The sequence below is a fragment of the Halochromatium salexigens genome (assembly GCF_016653295.1).
GTDB classification, from domain to species: Bacteria; Pseudomonadota; Gammaproteobacteria; order Chromatiales; family Chromatiaceae; genus Lamprobacter; species Lamprobacter salexigens.
This window is the reverse complement of the sequence record NZ_NHSF01000054.1, coordinates 69,759-91,727: the sequence shown is the minus strand read 5'-3', so window position 1 is coordinate 91,727 and position 21,969 is coordinate 69,759. Positions and strand designations below refer to the sequence as shown.

The following is a 21,969-nucleotide window of genomic DNA, read 5'->3' as shown; positions in this document are numbered from 1 at the left end:
TCGGGCATTCAACTAGGCATTCCATCGAGCATTTAATCTGCCAACGCTGAAGGCTGACTGGGCTGGCTCTGTTGGGTATGGATGCGCTCAAACTCGGCGACCAGTCGCGGGATACGCTGCTCCCAGGCATTCTCGCGCGCGTAGGCGATGATGGCGGCACGATCCCAATCGGTGTCGAGCGCCTCGATGATCGTTTCACGCAGGGCATCATCATCACCATAATCGATGAGCCGCCCGAGCCTGTCACTGCAAATCACCTCGGCATTACCGCCGACGCGCGTGGTCACCGACGGCAGCCCGCAAGCAGCGGCCTCCAGGAAGACATTGGCCCAGCCCTCGAAGCGCGTCGGCAACACGAACAGATCGGCGGCGGAATAGCAATAGCGCAGTTGTTCCGGTGGCTGCCGGCCCAGGAAGCGGACATGCTCGGAGACACCCAGATCAGCCGCCAAGGTGCGCAGGCGTTGCTCGTCACCATCTGGATGCTCGCCGCCGACGACCAGATACATCAACGTCGGATAGCGTTGCAGCAATGCCGGGAGCTGCCCGATGACGCGGTGAAACCCTTTGCGCTCACTCAGGGTACCGACGGTGATCAACACCGGCGCCTCGGCATCGAGATCGAGTTGCGCCCGGCACTGGGCTCGATCCTCGGGCGCAAAGAGGCTGAGATTGATGCCATTGGGCACGACTTGGACATGATCGGCGGCGATCCCCATCGCGATCGCGGTCTGCCGCAGTGAATCCGAGACCGAAAACACGCGGGCGGCGCGCCGCATCGCGGTGTAGGCCAGGCGTCGTCGCAGCCGGGTGCGGGAGACGCGCACGAGGGTTCCACGCAATGTGATGCAGTGCGGCACACCCAGCCAGCGTGCCAACAGGCTCGCGGCCACGCCATCGGGGAAGACGAAATGGGCATCCAGCACATCCAGCCGGCCGGCACGCTGCAGACGCCGCATCAGCGGCAGGCTGAACAGCGCCTCGAACAGGCCGTCGGTGAATTTGAGAAAGCGCGGAATCGACAAAAAGCGCGGATGATAGACGTCGATGCCCTGCTGGACTTCGTGATAAGGCACCGGCGGCCGATACTGCGGGCGCCAGCGGCGGATCAGCCCCTCGCCTGGGAACCAGGGCACCGGCGCCACCACCGTGACCGGCAGGCTCTCGGCGACGCGAAACAGGCGCTCACGCACGAAGACCCCATAGGTTGGCTGGGCTTGGTTGGGAAACACATGGGTGAACACCACCAGCGCGGAATGCGACGACGGGGGCTTCACGAGCGCGCCTCACTGATGACCCAGCGGTATTTTCCCGAGGGCTCGGGGGCGATGTGCTCTTGTTCGATGAGATTGACCTCCAGCGGCTCATCGATCACCTGTTGCAGCTCGCTGCGGATGCGGGTTCGCTCGTCGTCGGTCAGCGGCCGATGCAGCACCATGTAGAGATCGAAATGTCGGTCGGCGCGCTGGCGCAACTGATATTGACGCAGCGCCGGGATCTCGCGTAGCACATAATTGGCCGTCGAGCTATGAATCATCCGTCCATCACGGCCGATCAGGAAATCATTGGCGCGGCCCTGCAATTCACGCAGCCGTGGCAACGGCAGACCGCAGGGGCAAGGCGCCTCGGTCAACGCACCGCGATCGCCGATGCGGTAGCGGATGAAGGGCATGCCGAAACCATCGAGATTGGTCACGAGCAGATCGCCAACACCTTCGGCATCGGGTTGATCGACCTCGACGACCACATGCTCAGCGAAGAGATGCAGATGGCCTTCAGGGCACTCATGGGCGATCATGCCGCCGTCCCGCGAGCCGTATTCATTGGCGATCGGGCATTCAAAGACCTGGGCGATGACCGCACGCATGTGCGGCCACAGCATCTCAGAGGTGCAGGCGATGAGCTTGGGTGACCACGGGCGCCGGGCCTTGCCGGTCTCCAGGATGCGGCTTGCGATGCGATAGATGACGGTCGGGTACCCGTAGATCAGACGCGGCTGAAAATGGTCTAGGTAAGCTAGATAACCATCGATGCGCTCGAGGCTCAGATTCGAGGCCGATAACACCACCTGATTCAGCAGCCAGCGATCCTTGAGGCGCCGCAAGCGGCTTTGCCGGGAGAGTTCGATCGGCGAGCCCCAGAAATCGACCTGTCGATCGCCCGGTAAGACGCCAAACCAGGCGCGTCCGCGCAGTTTTTGCGCATTCAGACAGGATTCGCGGTGCTTGTCGGTATAGAACACCAGCGGCTCGCCGGTGGAGCCGCCGGTGCTGTAGCGAATCAGCCGATCGTCCCAACCCTGGGCCTTGAGTTCAGCGCCTCGTTCCCGCAAGGCCGCCCGTTCCAGGATCGGCAGACGCGCCAGATCGGCGAATTGGAGTTCAGCCGGGTTCAGGGCGCCCCCTTCCGCGAACACCCGCTGGTAATAAGGCACATGCTGCTGACAATGCGCGATGAGCCGACGCAATTTTGCTAACCGCACGGCATCCAGGGATGCTGGAGACTGATGATCCTGGGCGCGCAACGCGCGCCATTGCGCGAGCGTGTCTCGGCCGCGTAGGCGCTCGTGCAGCGGCAGCAGGAGATGCCGGGCCGCAAGTTCGCTCAAGCGCATCGGATCAGGCCTCCGGGCTGACATCCAGACGCTTCAGAAAGCCATCGAACATCAGCAGCGACCACAGCGCCGGGCTATGGTCACGCGCAGCGCTGACATGCTGATCGATCAGGTGCGCCAAGTGATCGACATCGAAGAGGCCGCTATCGGCGATACGCTCGCCCAAGACCTGCTCGCGCAATCGCCCCTGCAGCGGTCCCCGAAACCACTCCGCGACCGGCACCGAGAAGCCCTTCTTGCGGCGATAGAGCACATCATTGGGCAGATAGGGCTCCATCGCCTTCTTGAGTAGATACTTCCCCTCACCGTCGCGGATCTTCAGCGTCGGCGGCAGACCCGAGATCCATTCCACCAGCGGATGATCCAGGATCGGCACCCGCACCTCCAGCGCATGGGCCATGCTGGCGCGGTCGACCTTGGTGAGGATATCGCCGGGCAGATAGGTCTTCAGATCCAGGTATTGCACCAGCGACAGGGAATCGTTGACCGGCGCGCGCGCGGCATGCTCGCGCAGCAGATCGACGGCGTTGTAGCCCTGCAACTCACGCCGGAAGTCCGGCGAGAACAACCGCGCGCGCAGGTCATCGCGCAGGATCGAGACGCCCTGGAAATAGCCCTCCACCGAATCGCGCGCGAGCGCCTGGAAGGTGGCCTTGGCGCGAAACACGCGCGGTGCCCAATCGGCCTTCGGATAGAGGTTCGCGAGCGCGCCGAACAGGGGCCGGCGCAGTCCCAGCGGCAACGGGCGGCGCAGACAGTCTTCCCCCAGATGATGACGATAACGCCGATAGCCGGCGAGGTTCTCATCGCCGCCATCGCCGGAGAGGGCCACCACGACTTTACGCCGCGCCAGTTCGCAGACACGGTAGGTCGGCAGCGCGGAGCTGTCGGCGAAGGGCTCGTCATAGAGTTCGCCGAGACGATCGAGCAGCGCGAAATCGTCGCTATCGACCTGCTCCTGATAATGATCGGTCTGGTAGCGCTGCGCGACCTGCTGGGCATAGCGCGACTCGTCATAGGCCGGATCGGCGAAGGCGATCGAGCAGGTGCGCACCGGGTTGCGCGAAAGCCCGGCCATCATGGCCACCACCGCGCTGGAGTCGATGCCACCGGAGAGGAAGGCGCCGAGCGGCACCTCGGCGACCTGGCGCACTTGCACCGCCTCGCGCAGACGCTCGACGAGTTCCCTCACGGCGGTGGTCTCGTCGAGCGGTGGCAATGCGTCGAACGGCACCTCCCAGTAGACGCGCGGCGGCGGCAGGTCGCGCTGGCCGTGGCGCAAACTGAGCCGATGCGCCGGCGGCAGCTTGTGCACGGCGCTGAAGATACTGCGCGGCTCGGGCACATAGCCATAGGCGAAGTAATCCTCGATCGCGCGCGGGTCCAGTGCCCGGGGCAGATCGGGATGCGCCATTAGCGCCTTGAGTTCCGAGGCGAACAGCAGATGACCATCGGGCAGCAGACTGTAGTAGAGCGGTTTGATCCCGAGTCGATCGCGCGCTAGGAACAGTGTCTGGCGGTTGCGATCCCAGAGGCCGAAAGCGAACATGCCGCGAAAACGCTCGACGCAGGCCTCGCCCCATTCCTCCCAGGCATGCACGATGACCTCGGTGTCGCAATGGGTGTGGAAACGATGCCCCGCTTGCTCGAGATCCCTGGTCAACTCGATGAAGTTGTAGATCTCGCCGTTGTAGGTGACGACGACGCTTTCGTCCTCATTGAACAGCGGCTGCTGACCGCTGGAGAGATCGATGATCGACAGCCGCCGATGCGCCAACCCGACCCCAGGCTCGCAATGCACCCCGCCCTCGTCCGGGCCGCGATGGAATTGGGTCTGGTTCATCGCCTCGAGCAACGCGCGATTGATCGGGCGCCGCTCGCGCAGGTCGAAAATGCCAGTAATGCCACACATTCCAATCTCCTACTACTGTCCTAACGGTACCCGACCCAGCGCCTTGTCATACACGCGCAGATAGCCCTGCACCATGGCCGCCAAACTGAAGTCGCGCTCGGCCCGGGCGCGCGCGGCCTGGCCCTCGCGTTGGCGGCGCTCGGGGTCGGAGAGATAACCAGCCAATGCGGCGGCCAGCGCCTTGGGATCAGCCGCCGGCACCAGGCTGCCAGTGACGCCGGCCTGCACCAGATCCGGATTGCCGCCGACTTGCGTGGCGATCACCGGCAGGCCGGTGGCCATGGCCTCGAGGATGGTATTACAGATGCCCTCGGCCAGCGAGGGCACCACGAACAGATCCATCGCCCGCATCAGTTCGGGGACATCGTCGCGCGCGCCCGGCAGCCAGACTTGTTCAGCCACGCCGGCCTCGGCCAGGAGTTCGGCAACGGCGGGCCGCAAGGGACCATCGCCGACCAGCAGCAAGCGCAGGCGCGGAAACGCCTCCGGCAATAGCTCGCGCAGATGGATAAACGCTCGCGCCAGTTCCACGGGCGCCTTAACCGCCTGCATGCGCATCACGGCGCCGATGATCAGTGTCTGCGGGGGGGCATGTGAAGGCACATGCGGAAGCGCATCCGGGATCGCATCCAATGGCGCAAAATCGGACGGTAGCAGCGCGCGCCGATCGTCGCTACTGGCCGGCGGATGGAAACGCTGGGTATCGACGCCGTTATAGATCTGATCGAGCCGAGCGCGCGGTACGCCGATCTGCTCGGCGAGATAGCCCATCTGATGGCGCGACAAGCCGATGTATTGGCCGACCAAGGGTCGCACTAGGCGCCGCAGCCGACGATTGCGGCGATTCAAGCCGTCGGTGTCGCCGACATCCCAGCCATGCTCGCCATGCACCCGCGCCCGCACCCCGGCAGCGGCCGCCGTGAATTGGGTTTCCAACGTGGCCAGATTGCGGGTATGCACGAGATCCGGCCGCAGTTGCCTGAGCAGGCGCCAGAGCCGGCCATGCACGCCGAAATCCTTGCCCTCGCGCTTTCGCAGGGCGTACAGCCCGACATCGTCGCGCCGTAGACGTTCGCTGAAGGCGGTGTAGTCGGTCATGCAGATGATCGCGTGGCGATAGGTCTGCGGCGGCATCTGATTGATCAGATTGACCAGCCCGTTCTCCATGCCGCCGACATCAAACCGATGGATGATGTGGGCGATGAGCGGAGGCACCGCGGGTTGACCTGATTCATCCATCGTGATCGAGATGACCCAATGGCTGCGGCAAGGCCCGCAGGAAGCGTTCGAGCCGTTGGCGCGCCGTGTCCAGCGTCAGTTCATCGCCTTCGGTACTGAGCGCGACCAGCAAGGCACCCCGACCATCGCCGACCAAGACCATTTGCAGCTCGCGCAGCTTGACCTCAACGCGATCGATGGTCGCACGATCGCCGATCTGATACCAGTGCCAGATCAGCCGCAGCCGGCCGCCAGGACCGCGCACCAAGGTCTCCTGAAGCGTTTGGGCTCGCCCCGTGGTGCCTGTGACTTGCCGCGTCGTCTCGGCGGAGCGGCGCCAAGTCTCGTCGCGCGCGTGGATCTGGTTGCGCCAGGAAATGAGTTCGGTGCCGCGACCACGATTGCGATAATGCAGCAGGTGCAATTCCACCTCGGCGCCGTTGTCGCGATAGAAACCGGCGAGTTCAGCATCGGCGTCATGATAGGCGGGCCGCCAAGTGCCTGACACATCCTCGGGCCCCTGCCAACCCGGCAGCGCACTCGGCAGCAGGAGTGGGGCCTCGCTCAGTGTTCGTTGGGCCCGATGCTGGAGCAAGACCTCAGTCCCCCGGGCGGAGCCGAGCATGGCCACCAGGGCGAGCAGGATCAGCGCCAGATTCGCCCCCTTCACCGGGCGTGAAGGTGGCGTCGCCGCTGCTGCCTCTGCCTGCCCCGCTGCGCCGCGAGCGCCGGAGAGGCCGTGTCGATCGGCCCAGAACGAGCCCAGCCAGAACAGCAGGAACATCACCACACCGAAGAACACCCAACCGACGACGATGTGGCCGTGGCCCGCGAGGGTGATCCGTCCATCCGTGATATGCGCAGTCATGATGATCGTATACACCCGCAACACATTCGCCAGGATCGGTAACGCGATCGCCAAGGCCATGAAGGCGAGACGGCGCCACAGGCTGTCGTAGTTCAAATAGGCATAGACCAACCCGAGCGCGACCGAGGCGATCAGATAGCGCACCCCGCTGCAAGCCTCGACGACCACGAAATCAGCCGCCGGAATACTGATGTAAAAGCCATCCATGTAGACCGGCACGCCGGTCAGCTTGAGCAGCAGCACCGAGATTCGGGCGGTATAGCCCATCATCGGCTCGATCAGGAAATCCCCAAACGGCACCGCAAAGAACAGATAGGCGAGCGGAAACACCATCGACCAGGCCAACCTTGGCCCAAGCAGGGTCAGCACCAGACCGGGCAACATCGCCACCAGCGCGAAATGCTGGACCGTCTTCACATCCACGCCGCGCGCCAAGATCCAGGCCAGCGTGGCCACCGCGATCCACACCAGCCCCCAGGCCCAGGGCTCGGGTGACTGCCGGGCCAACTCCTCACGACGGGTCCAGACCAGGAACAGCGCCAGCGCCGGGATGAACATGCCGTGGGCATAGGTCTGGGAGTTGAGCCAGATGTGCGCCATGCTGAGCGCCGAGGGCCAGAGCAGCCACAGGGTCAGCAGGGTCAAGAGCGTCAGCAGCGTCAGTGCCAGCACCCAGCCATACGACAGTTGGACGGGAAAACCGGAGTGAGAGACTTTGCGCGGTACGTTCAAGGCTCAACTCCTAATTGGCTAGGGCCCAGCTTCCAGGCTGAGAGATCCAGATTCCAGCAACCGAACAAAGCGATCGAGATGCTCGGACCAACTGTACTGCCGGAGCACGCAATCGCGCCCCTGCCCGCCCAGCCGCGACCGCTCCTCGCCGCCGAGCCGCAGCAAGCGCAGCGCGAGCGCCGCCAAGGGCTCGGCCTCCTCGGCCACCAGCCACTCCATGCCGGCGCACTCGCGCAGCCCGTCCAGAGCCTGTGGCGTCGCCACCACCGGACAGCCCATCGCCATGGCCTCGAGCACCTTGTTCTGCACCCCGCGCGCGATGCGCAGCGGCGCCACCGCGCCCAGCGCATGCGCCAGATAGGGACGCACATCGGGCACCGAGCCGGTGACCGCGATGCCGGGGCGCTCGCCGAGCGCGCGCACCTCGGGCGTGGGCCGGCTGCCGACGATGACGAAACGCGCCTCGGGCATGTCCTGACGGATCAAGGGGAAGACCGACTCGGCGAAGAAGCGCACCGCATCGACGTTGGCCCAGTAGTCCATCGCGCCGGTGAAGACCAGGGTCGCGCTGCCCGGCGGATACGGATTGGGATAGTCGCGTTCGGGTGAGAAATATTCGGTATCGACGCCATTGTCGATCGCATGCACGCGCGCGGCCGCATCCGGCGCCTGCGCTTCAACCCGCTCCCGAGCCCGATCCGAATCCTGATTCCGAAGCAACTTGCGAAACAGCGCCGCTTCCTGCTCGCTGACCAACACCGAGGCGCTGGCCCGCGCCGCCACCGCGCGCTCGAATGCGAGCAGTCGGCGGGCCTCGCGTGCATAGATCCAACGCATCGGCCCGCGATGGCCCTGGGCGTACTGACGCCACTTGTCGGAGTCGACATCGACGAGATCCACCACCCGCGGCGGCTCCGTCGCCTGGGGTCCGGGCAAGTATTGCGCCATCGCCGAGGAGAACACCAGCGCGCGCATGGGGCCGGACGCCTCCAAGGTCTCCCGCACCCAGCGGCGCATGCGCCGGTCGCGATAATAGGGCAAGGTCAGGGCTTTGGCGCTGAGCAGGCCGCCGAGGCTGCGCAGCTTGGCCCAGCGTGGCTTCAGCGGCAGCAGGCAGAGACTGGCGCAATAGGCCGCGACCTCATCGCGATAACGCCAATCGTTCGGATCATCGACGAAGGCCCCGAGATGGATGCGAAACCGGCCGGCAAGATGTTGGAGGATGTGGAACGAGCGAATCTTATCGCCCTTGTTCGGCGGGAACGGGATGCGATGCGCCAGGAACAACAGATCGTCTCTCCCGCTCGTCCCGTTCACCCGATCCTCCGCGCGAGCCAGGGGCCCAACCAGTTGGCGACGAACAGCGGCAGGCGTTTCCAGCCGGCGATGAAGAGTCGGTATTTCGGATTCAGCGGATTGATCTCGGGGATCTGCTTCGCGCCGACCAGATGATATTCGTAGTAGAGCGGTTGCGGCTCGAAGCCCCAGTTCTTCTTGAAGCTGAAGGAGCCGGTGCCGCGCTTGCTGCGGCCGTAGTCGAACCAGCGGTAGCCCTGCTCGCAGGCGCGGCGCATGACCTCCCAGTAGAGGAAATCGAAGCCGGCCAGCGCTCGCGCCTGCTCAGTGCCGCCGCCATAGTAGGGCAACACCTCGTCGCGGAAGTAGAAATTGAGCACGCTGGACACCGGCTCGCCATCCTTGGTGGTGGTCACCACATCGCAGTCAGCGCCGAAGGTCTCGCGCAGCGCCTGGAAGTAGCGCCGAGGGAGCACCGGCGTCCCGAGACGTTGTACGCTGCTGGCATAGATCGGGTAGAAGCGCTCGATACCGCTGTCCACCGCGCTCTGCAGCGCGTACTTGATGCCTTTGCGCACCATGGCGCGCTGCTTGCGCGGGATCGCCTGCAGATTCTTCTCAGGCTCTGGCGCGAGGGCCTTGCGAAAGGTGACATAGAGGTCGTCCTTACACGGCCAGTCCGGGTTGCGCCGCGCGCGATGGCGCAGCTCCAGATAATCGACCTGCAGCTCCTCGGCCAGGGCGCGGGCCGCCTCGGTGAGGCTCGCGGCCGCCCGCGCATCCTGGGCCGCCACGCCTCCATAGACGCAGAACGGCACCGAGATCAGCGCATTGCCGAACAACAGGCTCTTGACCTGACCGAGCGGCAGGACGCCGGTGATGGCGCCTTCGCGCTCGCTGTAGAGATAAAAGGCACGGTGGCCGAGCGTTTCTTCCAGGATGCGCCGCCAGCCGACGCGATGGAAGAAGGTCGCCTCCGGGCACTGCTCAACGAAGGTGTCCCAAGCGGCCTCGGTCTCCGCGAGTGGTCCGGCGGCCGCGTCGAGCCGTTTGACCGGGTCGACCGCTCCCTCGGCCGACGCCGAGACGGAGGTCGCGGCGGGGGCCGGCCCGGCCGCGCTTTCTGGATCTGGAGACGTCATGCGGCCTGCTCCAGATGCTGCCGCGCCAGTGTTTGCCCCAACGTCAGCGCTGGCCGCGCGGTCCCTTCGAGGAAGATTGCGTCCATCCGCCCCCAGGCGAAATCCTGCAGCAGTCGGCCCAAACGCGCCTCGGTGCGCGCGAGATTCAGATAATGGCGCACGCGCGTCTTCAGGCCGACCCCCGCCTGGCGCGGCTGCTCCGGATCGATCTCCCAGGGATGGAAATAGAACACCGCCGACTCGCCGTCATGCCGGTTGACGCGCCGCAGCGCCCAGCGCGACAGCGCGTAAGGGAAGAGGCGGAAATAGCCCCCGCCGCCACAGGGAAACGTCCGCTGTCCGAGCATCACGGTGGTCACCGGCACCTCGAGAATCCCCTCTTCACCGCCATGGCGAAAGGCAAAGCGTGGCGCCTCGGGCATGCCGTAGAGATCGTGGTGGATCGGATAGATGCTGGAGCTGTAGTCATGCCCGGCCTCGCGCAATTCATCCAACGCCCAGAGATTGTCCCGACCGATCGAATAGCTCGCGGCCCGATAACCGCGCACCGGCTGGCCGGTGGTGTCCTCGAGCAGCGCCTTAGTGCGGCGGATATCGACCCGAAACGCCTCCGGGGTCTGATTGACCACCCGCACATGCTCGTAACCGTGGCTGGCGACCTCGTGGCCGGCCTCGCTCAGGCGCCGCACCATCTGCGGGTAGCGCTCGGCCATCCAGCCCAGCACGAAGAAGGTGGCCTGAATCTCGTGTTCCTCGAACAGCGCCAGGATGCGCTCGATATTGCGCTCGACCCGGCACGGCAGCCGCTCCCACTGCTCGCGGGCGATATGCGGCTCGAACGCGGAGACCTGAAAATAGTCCTCGACGTCGACGGTCATGGCGTTGCGGGGCTGTTCTGACGGATTCGGGCGCGGGCGCATAAGCAGACCTCAGAAGGTTTTCTGGAGCGTGGCCGAGACACGGTTTTCCTGATAACCGTCATTGTCGAGTTGACCCGATTCGAGATCACGATAGCTGTATTGCACCGAGGCACTGACCTGGTTGCCGAACTGGCGGCTGATCCCAAGTTGGGTGGCATACAGCGTCTCCTCGCCATCCTGGCCGGCAAAGGTGCTCTCCTGCCGACTGGCATTGGCGAACAGCGAGGTTCGCGGTCGCCATTGCCAGGAGAGATTGCCCGCGATCGATTGCGCCTCCTCGCTGTCGTCGCTGATCTCGTAATCACGCAGCTCATGGAAGACGCGCAGGCCCCAGCCGAGCTTACGGCGCTGCCCGGTGTAGCCCGCGCTCAGGCGTTTGCTGATGAAGGAGCCGCTGCGCAACTGCGGCGTCTCGAGATCGAACAAGAACGGCTCGCCATCGACGATCAGCGACTCGCCGACGGTTGCATTGACCCCGCGCGGGATACTCTGGTCGATCTCGAACTGGGTGGCGCTGGTGATGCTCTCGGTGTAATCGAGCGTGAACTGGCTGTTGCGCATCCGATGGCGCGCCGTGGCCCCGTAGGTGGTGCCGAAGAAGCGTTTGCCGAAAAAGGCCTCCAACAGGGTGCGCGCGCTTGGCTCATAGGTGCTGCCCAAGCGCCAAGTGAGGCCATCAGACTGCGTGTTCTGGGTATCCTGGTCGAAGTCGTCTTGCTCGTAGCCCACGACCGCGAACAGACCCAAGCGGTCGGTGACATTCCAGCGCCCCAGCACTTCGGCATTCTGCTGCGTCGTCGAGGTCCCGTCATCGGCGTCGGTCTGCGAGTAATTCATGGCAAAGCCCCAGCCAAAGCGGGAGAACTGCGGGCCGCTATCGATGTTCAACGAGGCCGTATGGAGTTGACTGTTGCTGCCCGCATTGCCCTGGACATCGACACGGTTGTAGCTATAGCGCAACTGCCCGGTCGCCAGATCCGCGAATTGCTGATTGTAGACAGGACTGACGCTGAACGTCAGCACATCGCCACGGTTGTTATCCAAGTTCAGGTTGTCCGCACCGGCTCTGGCTCGGGTCAACTGCCGTTGGGAAAAGGAGGCGGTGCTTTCGATGAAGAACTGTTCGGGCAGCACATCGATGCGACCATTGCCGAGGAACTGATGGAAGAGCGCGCTGGCGTTGCTGCCCTGCCAATAAAACAGACTCTGTAGATTGTAGCCAAGCTGTGCGCGGGCGCGCCCACCCTCACGGTTGAGGTTGAAGCCGGTATTGAGTTGGGTGATGAAGTCGGATTCTTCGTCACCCGGCGGAGCCAAACCAATATTGTCGGAATACTCCTGGCTCAGTGAGAGCCTCGGCGTGAACTCCCATGCAGTATCCTGCGCCAAGATCAAGGGCGAGACCATCACCGACAGGAGGCCCAAGGCATCGCGCCAAGTCACTGCCGTTCTTCTCCACGACCGTCGCCGCCGTATCCATAGCCGCCGTACCCATAATAGTAGTCCCCGCCCAGATGACGCGTCTTATTGAGCACTAGGCCGATGGGTTTGGAGGCATCCAGCAAGCCCAGCGCATCCTTGACCGAATGCTGCAGGCTGCTCTGAGCCGCGACCACGAACACGATCTGACCGACCAGATTGGATAACACCACCGCCTCGCTGGTGACCAACAGCGGTGGCGAATCGAAGATGATCACGCGATCCTCGTAGCGGCTGGCCATCTCATGCATCAGTCGCTGCATGTCGCCGCTGGCCAGCAACTCGTTGGCGTGAGGATGAAACTTCCCCATCGGGATGATGCGCAGCTTAGGGATGTTGGTGCGCAGCATCACATCACTGACATCAAGGGACGGATCGATCATCAGATCGATCAGCCCTGGGCCCATCGGGATATTGAGCATCTTGTGCACGCGCGCACGCCCGACATCCGCGTCCACCAACAGCACGGTCTTATCCATCTCCATGGCGATGCTCATCGCCAGATTGACCGCGGTAAAGGTCTTGCCCTCGCCGGGCAGCGAACTCGTCACCATGATCAGGTTGCCCTGCTCCACCAGCAACGCGGTTCGCCCGAAGGCGTTCTCCAGCAAGGGGCGCTTGATGATGCGGTATTCCTCGGCTATCCGAGAGCGATCGCCCTCCGGGGTGACACAGCCTTCGGCCTTGAGCCGGGCGAGATCGATCGTCACCTGCGCCCCGCGATCCTGATCCTGCTCCTCGGGCTGGGGCTGCGCCTGTGCGGGCTGTGCCCGCGCACGTTGCGGCTCCGCCTCGGCGCTTGGCGCATCCGTGGAGGCGGACGGCGCCGGTTCAGCCTCCGGCGCCTGCTGTTGCCGGAGCCGTTGAGCGGCCTGTTCGATCAGGCTCGCGTTGTTTCCCGTCTCTGCGCTCATCAGAACAACTGCCCCAGTGGCTTCAGGTAACTGCCGGCGGTTGCAACGGTGACGAAATAGGCCAGCAGCAGCAGCAGACCAGCGCCGATGAACGCCAGCAACCAGAGACGTTCACGTTTGCGCTGCTGCTCGGAACGGTGATAGCCGACGTTGCCCAGCACCGGAAAGCCGGTCAAGCGATTGAGCGTGCGGCGATCGTCGAACACCGGCCGCAGCTGCGAGAGCAGGAAGGCGAGCCCGCCGCCAGCACCCAGGCCGAGCACCAAGACACCGGTGAACATCGCCGGACGATTGGGTGCGGAAGGCGACTTGGGCACGCGCGCCGGCTCGATGACACGAAATTGGACCTGCTCGCCTTGATCTTCAACGTTCTGCGACAGGTTGGCCTGTTCACGCCGCTGTAGCAGCGCCCGATAGTTCTCTTGATTGACCGAGTAATCGCGGTTCAAGCGCTTGAGTTCGGCCTCGATCTCGGGAATGGTATTCACCAAGCCCTGCAGTTCCTCGATCCGCCGGCGTTGCTCGGCGGCGCGCACCTGTAACGCCGAGACCTCGATCTCGGCGTTCGATTTGGCCATGCGCAGTTGCTGGAAGACGGGGTTGGCCTCCAGATTGTCTCCCTGCCGCGCGGTCTGCTCCTGAGGGGGCAGTTGCGCCAGTAACTCCTCGCGCTGCTGCTCGAGCTGCTCGAGCGTACGCTTGATGGAGCGGATATCCGGGTGCTGATCGGTGAAGCTCAGGCGCAATTCGTCGAGACGCTCCCGCAGCTGCTGGATGCGGGCCTCCAGCTCGGGATCGACCGAGCGGCGCCCCGCGCCAGAAGGCCCGGAGGCCATGGGGCCCATGATACCGAAGGTGGGCGCTTCTCCCGTGAGCTGGCGCTCGATCTCGTCGCGGCGCCGCTCGGCCTCCTGGAGTTCGAGTTCGGTCTTTTGCAGCTCGCTCTGCGCGCTTTGCAGGCGTTGATAATAGTCGCCGCTCTCGCCCGGCAGCATGCCCACATTCTCGCGCCGAAAATCGGCAAGCCGCTGCTCCGCCGCTTCCAGGCGCTGCTCATAGGCCTCGATTTGTTCGTCAATAAAGCGCCGAGCCATCTCGGAATCCGAACGCGTATCGGACAACGCCCCCTCGACAAACAGATCGAGCATGGCCTGGACGACCCTATAAGCCTCCTCGGGATTGCGCGACTTGTAGGAGAGGTTATAGATATCGCCTTCCCGCGTGCCTTGGATCTGTGTCCCCGAGCGCAGCCGACCGATCACGCCATCCATCTGGGCCTCGGTCCCCGCCTGCAGATGCATGTCGGTCGCGCGCGCGATCTTTTCGAGATTCGGCCGCGTCAGCATCATCCGCGTCATCATGCTGACCCGTTGATTGATGTCCGAGCCTACCGCCAGTCCGCGCAACAACGGCGCTAGCATCGAGCGCGTGTCCACATGCACGCGCGCCGAGGCGCGATATTCATTCGGAATCTCGGCGACATAGGCCCAGCCCCCCAGCGAGACCGCCCAGGCCACCGCCAGTACCAACCATCGAAAGCGCCAGACGCCACGGATATACCCCAGCACCTGACTCAAAAGTTCGTGCATTGGGTCAGGTTCCTAAAACACAGACAGCCATGTCGATAATGCTTGCTCGTGCATAGTCATCAAACAGATCGGAAACCGGTTCAGAACCAGGTCTCGGGAATGATCAGGATATCGCCCGGCAACATATACACATTGGCCTTGATCTTGCCGCGCTTGATCAGATCATCCAGGCGCACACTGAACTGTTTCGGCTGCCCATCCACCACCCGCACGATACTGGCTTTGTTGCCAGCGGCAAACTCGGTCAAGCCCCCGACTTGGATCATCAGATCCAGCGCGGTCATGTCTTCCCGGTACGGGACGCCCTGCGGGTTGACGGCCTCGCCAACGACGCGCACCTGCTGATCATAGGGGCCAGTAAAGCCGGTGACGATGACGGTGACGACCGGATCGAGCACATAGGTGGCGAGCACCTCCTCCATGTCCCGCGCCAATTCCGTCGGCGTCAGCCCGGTGGCGGGCACATCCTCGATCAGCGGTGTCGTGATCTTGCCATCGGGACGCACCGGCACCGATGATGACAGCTCGGGCAGCCCCCAGACGAAGATATTGACGTTATCACCCGGACCGATCAGATAATCCGGCGTTTCATCCAGGGCCATCGACGGCAGGGGGGGATACTTGGGGCCAGTTGAGCAGGCGGACAACAACAGCATCATGGCGAGCCACATGAATACATGCCGAGGGATTTTCCCGCCGCGCGAAAAAAGCGTCTTCACCGCCATTCCTCCATCCTGACCCGATCCGCCGACCGAGGGATTCTTTAGCATAAAACCCACGATCTCAAAGTAGCATAGCCAAGCATGTTGGTAAACTTCAACACGGGCGTTGCTTAAAGACAACAAAAGTTGAGCGCAATTGACTCAAAAACGCATCCGCCAACCCAAAGTGACCAGATCATTCTCCTCATAGAAACCGCCCAGGGTCTGCTCGGCGCCATCGAAGTAATGGTAGGCCAGCGTGATCTCATGCGGCTCGAAGCCGACGAAGCTGAGCTGCGGATTCAGATACAGATCGCTGTCGTCCAACCCCTTGAAGAAGCGCAGCCGTGCGCGCCAGCGATCGCGGGCGAAATTGGTCTCCAGATCGCCGAACAACTCCAGCGTCTTGCGCCGATCCAACACCCCCACCGGGGCATCCAGGAGCTGACCGCCACCGAGCTGCAGATTGACCCGCAGCTCGCGATCGCCGGGATAGAACTCCACGCCCGCCACCCATTGGATCGCCTCGCGGGTAATCACGCGCAGATCGGCGGCGGTCGCGGGTTGATCGCTGAGCCAGGCCGCCTCCAGCCGCCAGGTCGCGCTCTCGGTCGTCAGCCCGAGATCGCCCCCCAGCACCCAGGTGCGCGGATAGCGGGCGACGAAGGTATCCGGTGCCGCGCGCAAGGCAGCGGCGAGATCCCAAGGGCGCGCCAGCAGTGACTCGCGCACCCGGGGATCGAGCCCATAGTAAGGCACCGACGGGCGCGTGTTCTGCACGGTCAGCGCATAATCCAGGCCACGGCCCGGGCGACTGAGACGCAGCCCCCAGCCACCGCTGCCGCCCTCGTTCTCATCGACGCTACCGGCCTGGATCAACGGCGCCATCAAGGGGTCGACGGGCATGCCGATGATGCGCCCGCGCGTCTTGTCGACCGGCGACCAGATGCTATCCAGACGCGGCATCTCGGCGGCGCGCAGGCGCGGCACATAGAGCAGATCGACCTTGACCTCGCCGATGAACTCCTCCCAACGCGCGGCCAGCACCGCGCGCCGGCGATCCTCGAGATCATCGAGCAGCATGCGGCTGAGATCCTGCACACTGAGCTGATCGGTCGGCGGCGTCTCGTCGACCCGCCCCCAGGTGACGATCTGCGGGCCCAGGGTGATACGCCGGTCCATGTCCTGATAGCGCAGATAGCTTTCACCGACATCCAGCTCGAGCCTGTCAAAGTCCTCGACACCGGTCTGCAGATAGCCATCCAGGCGCGCGCCTAGCCGCACCGACCAGCGCGACGCCAAGGGCCAATCGACCGCCAGATCGGCATGCAGATAGTTGCTCGTGCGCGCCTGGCTCTGATCCTTGGTCAGGACGCCGGCCTCGATCCAGACCTGCTCGAGCGCGATGCTTGGCGCGCCGTTAGCCGACTCGCCAATGGTTCCGCCAGCCGCATCCTCATCCGCGCCGTCATCCGCATCAACGGCGGCCGGCGGCGCCGGCGAGCCCAACTCCAGCACCTGCTCGGGCAAAGGCGGCGCCGGCGAACCCAGCTCCAGCACCTCGGCGGCCGCCGCGATGGGCAGCAGCGTTAGCAGCACCAGCAGCGGCACAACCCAGGTGATCCGTCTCGAAGCACGCGACACGTTCATCAGCTCCTCCGCGAGACCTCCCGTGCTTCAGCGCGGGATGATCGATCAGCCTCCGGGGCGCTCAACGCCGCCTTGCGCTGGCCTCGAGCCCACCACCAGCCGGCGGTCACCATCAGCAGCGCCGGCAGCACCAGCAGATCGAACAGCAGCGCCGTCACCAGGCCCAGCGCCGTCAGCAGCCCGAAGTCGTTGGTCGGCATGAAGGGCGAGCCGAGCAGCAACAGGAACTGCGCGCTCAAGATCAGCGTGGTCGCGGTCACCGCCCGCCCGGCGTGCTGATAGGTGCGCGCCAGCGCCCAGACCGGCGAGCGCCCCCGAGCCCGGCGGCTGCGATAGCCATAATAGACATGAATGGTGTCATCCACCGCGATGCCCACCGCGACGCCGGTGATCATCGCCGTGGCCATATCCAGCCAGATGCCGAAGAGCCCCATGACGATGAAGATCACCAGGATCGGCGAAAGATTCGGCACCATGCACAGCAGCGCCGCCGAGAACGAGCGCCAGATGACGACCATGAGCAGGAAAATCAGCCCGACCGCCAACATCAGGCCACGGATCTGGCCCTCGATCAGCAACCGCTCCTGATCCGCGAACAGCCGCCCGAAGCCGGCGATGTCGAAGGTCAGCTCGCCAAGCGCCTGCTGTTCCAAAAACGCCTCGATGTCATCGATGACGGCGTTGATCTTGCTCGCGCCATTGACATTCAGGTTCAGCAGCACCCGCGTGATGCGGAAATCCCGATCCACCAACTCGTAGAGATCGGTGCCGTCGTAGATGAACAGATATTGCGCGATCAGATCGCTCTGCGCCGGCAGGCGGCGATAATCGGGGTCCTCGGCATGGAAGCCCCAGTGCATCTCCTCGATCATGTCGACCAGGGTGGTCACCCGATCGACCTCGGGGCGCGCCGCGATCCACTCGCGAAAGGCCTGGATCTCGCGCAACGGCTCGACCTGCTTGAAGGTATCGCGCGCGGGCGCCTCGAACACCACCTCCAGCGCGGTGACCCCGGACAGCCGTTCGGTCAGCACCTGATTGGACTGAGTGATCGGATGGTCCTCGTGGAAGAAGCGGAACAGATCGCTCTCCACCTCGACATTGGCCACCTGCGGCGCGCCAGCGGCCAATAGCAGCACGGTGAGGATCAGCACCCAGCGCGGATAGCGCATGCCGAGCCGCCGCAGCCAGGCGACCGGTGCATCCAGGATACCGATCCCCTTGCCGGGCCGCGCCCAAGCGCCGCGATCCCAACGCGCGAAGATCGGCGGCAGGATCCAGGCGACCAGCAGATAGAGCATCAGCACGCCCACCGCCGCCGACTGTCCCAACGCATGGATCGGCGGGATCTCGCTCATGCTCAGTGAGATCAGCCCGGCGGCGGTGGTCAGCGCGGAGAACAGGGCCGGGCGGTGGATCGCGCCCCAGGCTCGCCGCACGCGCCAGGGCGAGGTGGCCGCCGCGTCGGCTTCCGATGCGCTCTTTTGGCGCTCCGCCATCGCCATCGCGTTGTACCAATGCAACAGGAACGCCACCGACAGCGACACCATCAGCGGCGACAGGATCGCGGTAATCAGCGTGAACGGCTGCCCCAGCACCACCAGCATCAGCAGGGCCGTGCCCACGCCCGCGTTGATGACCGCCAGCGCCACCACCAGCGCCAACCAGCGCCGAAACAGCCAGGCGATCAGCACCAGACCAATGGCCAGCGTCGCTGGCACGAAGGTCAGGCTATCGCGGATCGTCGCCCGCAATTGCGCCGCATCCAGCGGTAGCTGCCCGGACATGGCGACCAATTCGGCCTCGAGCCCGGTCTCCGCCAGCGCCTGCTTGAAGGCATCCTCGACGGACAGGCGCTGCAGACTGTTGTCCAGCTCCCGCGGGCGCACCGCCAGCGCAATCAGGCCGCCGTCCTCGGACACCAGCAAGCCCGGCGCAAAGCGATCCGCCAGCAACCGCGCGCGGCGTTCATCGGGATCGAGCCGCGCGCGGATCGCGGCATCCAACAAGGGCTCGACCACGAAGCCATCGGCCGTGCCGCTGATGTGATCCATGGTCTCGGGTGCCAGCACCCGCTCGACCAGCGGATGCTCCTGCATGGTCGCGACCAACTGCTCGAGCCGTTCGAGGAAGGCATCCTGATAGAGGTCTTCGCTGACGAAGGCCGCCACCAGCACTTCATCGCCCGGGAAACGCTCGCGCAGTTGGCGCTCGAGGATGGCCGCCTCGCTCTGTGGAGGGATGTAGGCCTCGGGCGAATTATTGATCGTCAGTGTCAGCGCGGCGATCGCCATCGGCACGATCGCCAACGACACCAGGATCACCAGTGCAGCCACGGGCGGCAGACGCAATGGGTTCAGCGACATCCGCTTCATCATCCGCGAGCCCAGGCGCGAATCAGGCGCAACAGAAACGGCATGCTCATCATGGTCTGAACGGCCGCTCCAGGGCCGGGTCCTTCAGTGCGCGGTTGCTGAACAGCCGCTCTGGCAGATCCTGATCATAGACGGTCTCGTCAGCGGTCAGCCGCGTCTGATGGCCCGACTCCAGATCCTGCATCAGGCTATCGGTGACGGTCCAATAGCCCTGGATGCGCTCGACCTTATAGACCCGCAGGCGCTTGAAGGGCGTCTTGCCGCCCGGCTGATAGAAATCGATCCGCATCGGAATCAGGGTCTTGGGATGAATCCAGCTCAGCCGCCGCCCATAGACCGAGTTGTCCGGATCGGTCGGAATGCTCTCCAGCACCTCGGTGGTCACCCCTTCCAGGGTCTCCTGGCGCAGCCAGCGATGCCGGTCCTCATCGACCTTGCGATCCTGCAGATCCTCATAGAAGAGGTCCGAGCCGACGAAACGCCCGCCCTTGCGCGACGAGGGGATGCGCCGGTCGCGCCCGAGCGCGGGCAGATAGACCCACTGATCGGTGCTGCCATCGGCCCGGTCGATGGTCAGCAGACCGGTGTCGGCGATATCCGCTGGCGCGGTGAAGCGGATCAGATTCGCGACCTCGCCACCCGCGCCATCGCGCCGATAGCTATAGAGCCGGCGCACCCGCGGCTCGCGCCCGGCCTCGGTCAAGATCATGGTGCCGTAACTGGCCGTATCACGACCATCCGGGCGCTCGTAGACTTGCCGTGCCAGCGCGCGTCCGCGCTCGGTATCGGCGAGGGCGAGCCCCGGCATCGCCAGCGCCCAAAGCAGCGCCAGGCTCAGCGCAAGGAACAGCCGGGCGTCAGTCAGAAACGGAGTTTGCATCACGGAGATTCCCCTTGCGATAGCACCTTATGACAACGGCAGCGGCGGACTCCAGGGCACAGCCGCCGGCATGCTGGCGGACAGGCCCGCGACCATCGGCAGCAGCAGGATGCCGGCAGGCACCAGACTCAGCAGCACGAACAGGATGAAGCCAAGGATACCCGCCGAGCGCCGCCTAATGATACGCGGGCTTGACCGCGCGCGCGGAAGTTCTGCGGCTTGTGCCTGCGCCAGCCTCGATGCAGCGCGCTCGACGCGCGCGCCATTGCCCCCGCCTGCATCCTCGACGGCGAGACCGGGCAAGGGGTTGAGCGTTGGCTCCAATCGAGAGCCTATACGAACCTGCTCCGCGCTCGGCGCCGGCAATGGCTGCTCCTCAGCCTGCTCTTGCTCCTGACGCTGCCCCAAAGTAGAAGAGTTGGCCTGCTCTGCCCCGGCGCTGGCCGTCTCGGCTGACTGAGGCATCTCTGCTGCCTCAGGGATCTCGATCGCATCCCTACTGGCCCGAACTGCTGGTTCGGGCTCAGGTTCGGGTTCTAGCTCAGGCTCGGGCTCTTCAGTCAACACAAGCGCCTCGCGTGGCGTCCAATCCAGTCCTTGATCGATCGCCGCCCAATCCACCTTCGACTGTTCGCTCGCGGACGCCCGCTCGGCGGATGGCGCCAACTCCTCCTCGCCCAGCTCATGGACCAGATCCAGCGCATCCGCCTCCGTCAACCGATGCAACTCGCTGATACAGCCATGCAGCAGCAAGCGACTGCAGACCAGATTGATGCGCCGGGGCACCCCCTGACTGAACGCGTACACGGCTTCCATCACACCGGGCTCGAACACCGGATCACCCTGCCAGCCCGCCGTCTCGAGCCGATGGCGAACGTAGCCGATCGTCTCCTCCGGGTCCAATGGCTGCAGATGCCAGGCCGCGATCAGGCGCTGATGCAACTGCTCCATCTCCGGCTGGCGGACCAGCTCGCGCAGCGGCTCTTGGCCGACCAGGACGATCTGCAGCAGCGGATGGCCGGCTTGATGCAGATTGGTCAGCAGGCGCAACTCTTCCAGGGCGGAGGCGCCCAGGTCTTGCGCCTCGTCGATGATCAGCAGCGTGCGCACACCCCGGCGATGGTATTCGTGCATCGACTCCATCAACTGCTGCAGCAGCATCGCCTTGGGCTGCATGCGCGACTCCAGCCCCAGCGCATAGGCGGTCATGCGCAACAGATCCTCGGCCTCCAGGCGAGTACTCAGCAAGGTGGCCGCGCGCGTAGTATCCTTAGGCAGGCTGTTCAGTAGTTCGTTGATCAGCGTCGTCTTGCCGGTGCCGGGGCTGCCGGTGACCATGACGAAGCCCTCGGCGCGGTGCAACGCATAATCCACGTATGCCCGCGCGCGCGCATAATTGCGGTGCGCAAAGCAGAAACGATGGTCGGCGCTGAGGCGGAAGGGGTCTTCCCGCAGGCCGTAGAAGGCTTCAAACATCAGCGTGCCGACACCGCAAGCACGGCTGGCGTCGGCCCCTTAAGGTGAGGCTCCAAGCAGGCGAACAACCATGAGAAAACATCAAGATTGCCTTTACTATCAATAGCATAAAGACTGAAACAACAGGCGGGGCAGAGGCGTAAAAAATGCTGACACCTGCTGCTCAATGGACCTTGGTGCGAGTATGTGGTAAGCATCGGGGA

At 64.3% G+C, this 21,969-nt stretch carries 16 protein-coding genes; all 16 read right to left on the bottom strand.

Annotation, left to right across the window (positions count from 1 at the left end; genetic code table 11):
• Positions 1 to 32: 32 nt before the first annotated feature.
• The gene (locus tag CCR82_RS08615; protein ID WP_338073142.1) at positions 33 to 1,277 is read right to left on the bottom strand and encodes a glycosyltransferase; all 1,245 of its coding nucleotides are present in this window, start codon (positions 1,275 to 1,277) and stop codon (positions 33 to 35) included.
• A complete protein-coding gene (locus tag CCR82_RS08610; RefSeq protein ID WP_242513353.1) occupies positions 1,274 to 2,614 on the bottom strand; it encodes a phenylacetate--CoA ligase family protein in 1,341 nt (446 codons plus the stop codon). The genes CCR82_RS08615 and CCR82_RS08610 overlap by 4 nt, the downstream gene beginning before the upstream one ends.
• Before the next feature lie 4 nt (positions 2,615 to 2,618).
• Positions 2,619 to 4,526: an XrtA/PEP-CTERM system amidotransferase gene (locus CCR82_RS08605; RefSeq protein WP_201245081.1), complete on the bottom strand. Its 1,908-nt coding sequence runs from the start codon at positions 4,524 to 4,526 to the stop codon at positions 2,619 to 2,621.
• A 12-nt stretch (positions 4,527 to 4,538) separates the two neighbouring features.
• Positions 4,539 to 5,729 carry a TIGR03088 family PEP-CTERM/XrtA system glycosyltransferase gene (locus tag CCR82_RS08600; protein WP_201245272.1) on the bottom strand — a complete coding sequence of 397 codons (1,191 nt, stop codon included), beginning with the start codon at positions 5,727 to 5,729 and terminating at the stop codon, positions 4,539 to 4,541.
• A gap of 28 nt (positions 5,730 to 5,757) precedes the next feature.
• Positions 5,758 to 7,344, bottom strand: coding sequence for an exosortase A (gene xrtA, locus CCR82_RS08595; RefSeq protein WP_201245079.1), 1,587 nt, complete (start codon positions 7,342 to 7,344; stop codon positions 5,758 to 5,760).
• A gap of 18 nt (positions 7,345 to 7,362) precedes the next feature.
• Positions 7,363 to 8,661, bottom strand: coding sequence for a TIGR03087 family PEP-CTERM/XrtA system glycosyltransferase (locus CCR82_RS08590; RefSeq protein ID WP_201245077.1), 1,299 nt, complete (start codon positions 8,659 to 8,661; stop codon positions 7,363 to 7,365).
• Entirely contained in the window at positions 8,658 to 9,782 is a 1,125-nt protein-coding gene (locus CCR82_RS08585; protein ID WP_201245076.1) for a FemAB family XrtA/PEP-CTERM system-associated protein, read from the bottom strand. The genes CCR82_RS08590 and CCR82_RS08585 overlap by 4 nt, the downstream gene beginning before the upstream one ends.
• A complete protein-coding gene (locus CCR82_RS08580; protein ID WP_201245075.1) occupies positions 9,779 to 10,660 on the bottom strand; it encodes an XrtA system polysaccharide deacetylase in 882 nt (293 codons plus the stop codon). Before CCR82_RS08580 ends, CCR82_RS08585 begins: the two co-directional genes overlap by 4 nt.
• Positions 10,661 to 10,711: 51 nt before the next feature.
• Positions 10,712 to 12,145 carry a TIGR03016 family PEP-CTERM system-associated outer membrane protein gene (locus CCR82_RS08575; protein WP_201245074.1) on the bottom strand — a complete coding sequence of 478 codons (1,434 nt, stop codon included), beginning with the start codon at positions 12,143 to 12,145 and terminating at the stop codon, positions 10,712 to 10,714.
• The gene (locus CCR82_RS08570) at positions 12,142 to 13,095 is read right to left on the bottom strand and encodes an XrtA-associated tyrosine autokinase (RefSeq protein WP_201245073.1); all 954 of its coding nucleotides are present in this window, start codon (positions 13,093 to 13,095) and stop codon (positions 12,142 to 12,144) included. The genes CCR82_RS08575 and CCR82_RS08570 overlap by 4 nt, the downstream gene beginning before the upstream one ends.
• Positions 13,095 to 14,684, bottom strand: coding sequence for an XrtA system polysaccharide chain length determinant (locus tag CCR82_RS08565; protein ID WP_201245072.1), 1,590 nt, complete (start codon positions 14,682 to 14,684; stop codon positions 13,095 to 13,097). The genes CCR82_RS08570 and CCR82_RS08565 overlap by 1 nt, the downstream gene beginning before the upstream one ends.
• An 80-nt stretch (positions 14,685 to 14,764) precedes the next feature.
• Positions 14,765 to 15,355, bottom strand: coding sequence for an XrtA/PEP-CTERM system exopolysaccharide export protein (locus CCR82_RS08560; protein ID WP_201245270.1), 591 nt, complete (start codon positions 15,353 to 15,355; stop codon positions 14,765 to 14,767).
• Between the two features lie 192 nt (positions 15,356 to 15,547).
• Positions 15,548 to 17,035: a hypothetical protein gene (locus CCR82_RS08555; RefSeq protein ID WP_201245071.1), complete on the bottom strand. Its 1,488-nt coding sequence runs from the start codon at positions 17,033 to 17,035 to the stop codon at positions 15,548 to 15,550.
• The gene (locus tag CCR82_RS08550; RefSeq protein ID WP_201245069.1) at positions 17,035 to 19,401 is read right to left on the bottom strand and encodes an efflux RND transporter permease subunit; all 2,367 of its coding nucleotides are present in this window, start codon (positions 19,399 to 19,401) and stop codon (positions 17,035 to 17,037) included. The genes CCR82_RS08555 and CCR82_RS08550 overlap by 1 nt, the downstream gene beginning before the upstream one ends.
• Before the next feature lie 58 nt (positions 19,402 to 19,459).
• A complete protein-coding gene (locus CCR82_RS08545) occupies positions 19,460 to 20,290 on the bottom strand; it encodes an outer membrane lipoprotein-sorting protein (RefSeq protein ID WP_201245062.1) in 831 nt (276 codons plus the stop codon).
• Between the two features lie 27 nt (positions 20,291 to 20,317).
• Positions 20,318 to 21,766, bottom strand: a complete 1,449-nt coding sequence (locus CCR82_RS08540) for an ExeA family protein (protein WP_201245060.1) — start codon at positions 21,764 to 21,766, stop codon at positions 20,318 to 20,320.
• Positions 21,767 to 21,969: the final 203 nt, after the last annotated feature.

Bases quoted from the DNA above. Each gene is read 5' to 3' on its own strand.
- CCR82_RS08610 (WP_242513353.1), bottom strand. From the start codon at position 2,614: ATGCGCTTGAGCGAACTTGCGGCCCGGCATCTCCTGCTGCCGCTGCAC.
- CCR82_RS08605 (WP_201245081.1), bottom strand. From the start codon at position 4,526: ATGTGTGGCATTACTGGCATTTTCGACCTGCGCGAGCGGCGCCCGATC.
- CCR82_RS08585 (WP_201245076.1), bottom strand. From the start codon at position 9,782: ATGACGTCTCCAGATCCAGAAAGCGCGGCCGGGCCGGCCCCCGCCGCG.
- CCR82_RS08580 (WP_201245075.1), bottom strand. From the start codon at position 10,660: ATGACCGTCGACGTCGAGGACTATTTTCAGGTCTCCGCGTTCGAGCCG.
- CCR82_RS08570 (WP_201245073.1), bottom strand. From the start codon at position 13,095: ATGAGCGCAGAGACGGGAAACAACGCGAGCCTGATCGAACAGGCCGCT.
- CCR82_RS08565 (WP_201245072.1), bottom strand. From the start codon at position 14,684: ATGCACGAACTTTTGAGTCAGGTGCTGGGGTATATCCGTGGCGTCTGG.
- CCR82_RS08560 (WP_201245270.1), bottom strand. From the start codon at position 15,355: ATGTGGCTCGCCATGATGCTGTTGTTGTCCGCCTGCTCAACTGGCCCC.
- CCR82_RS08555 (WP_201245071.1), bottom strand. From the start codon at position 17,035: ATGAACGTGTCGCGTGCTTCGAGACGGATCACCTGGGTTGTGCCGCTG.
- CCR82_RS08550 (WP_201245069.1), bottom strand. From the start codon at position 19,401: ATGTCGCTGAACCCATTGCGTCTGCCGCCCGTGGCTGCACTGGTGATC.
- CCR82_RS08545 (WP_201245062.1), bottom strand. From the start codon at position 20,290: ATGCAAACTCCGTTTCTGACTGACGCCCGGCTGTTCCTTGCGCTGAGC.
- CCR82_RS08540 (WP_201245060.1), bottom strand. From the start codon at position 21,766: ATGTTTGAAGCCTTCTACGGCCTGCGGGAAGACCCCTTCCGCCTCAGC.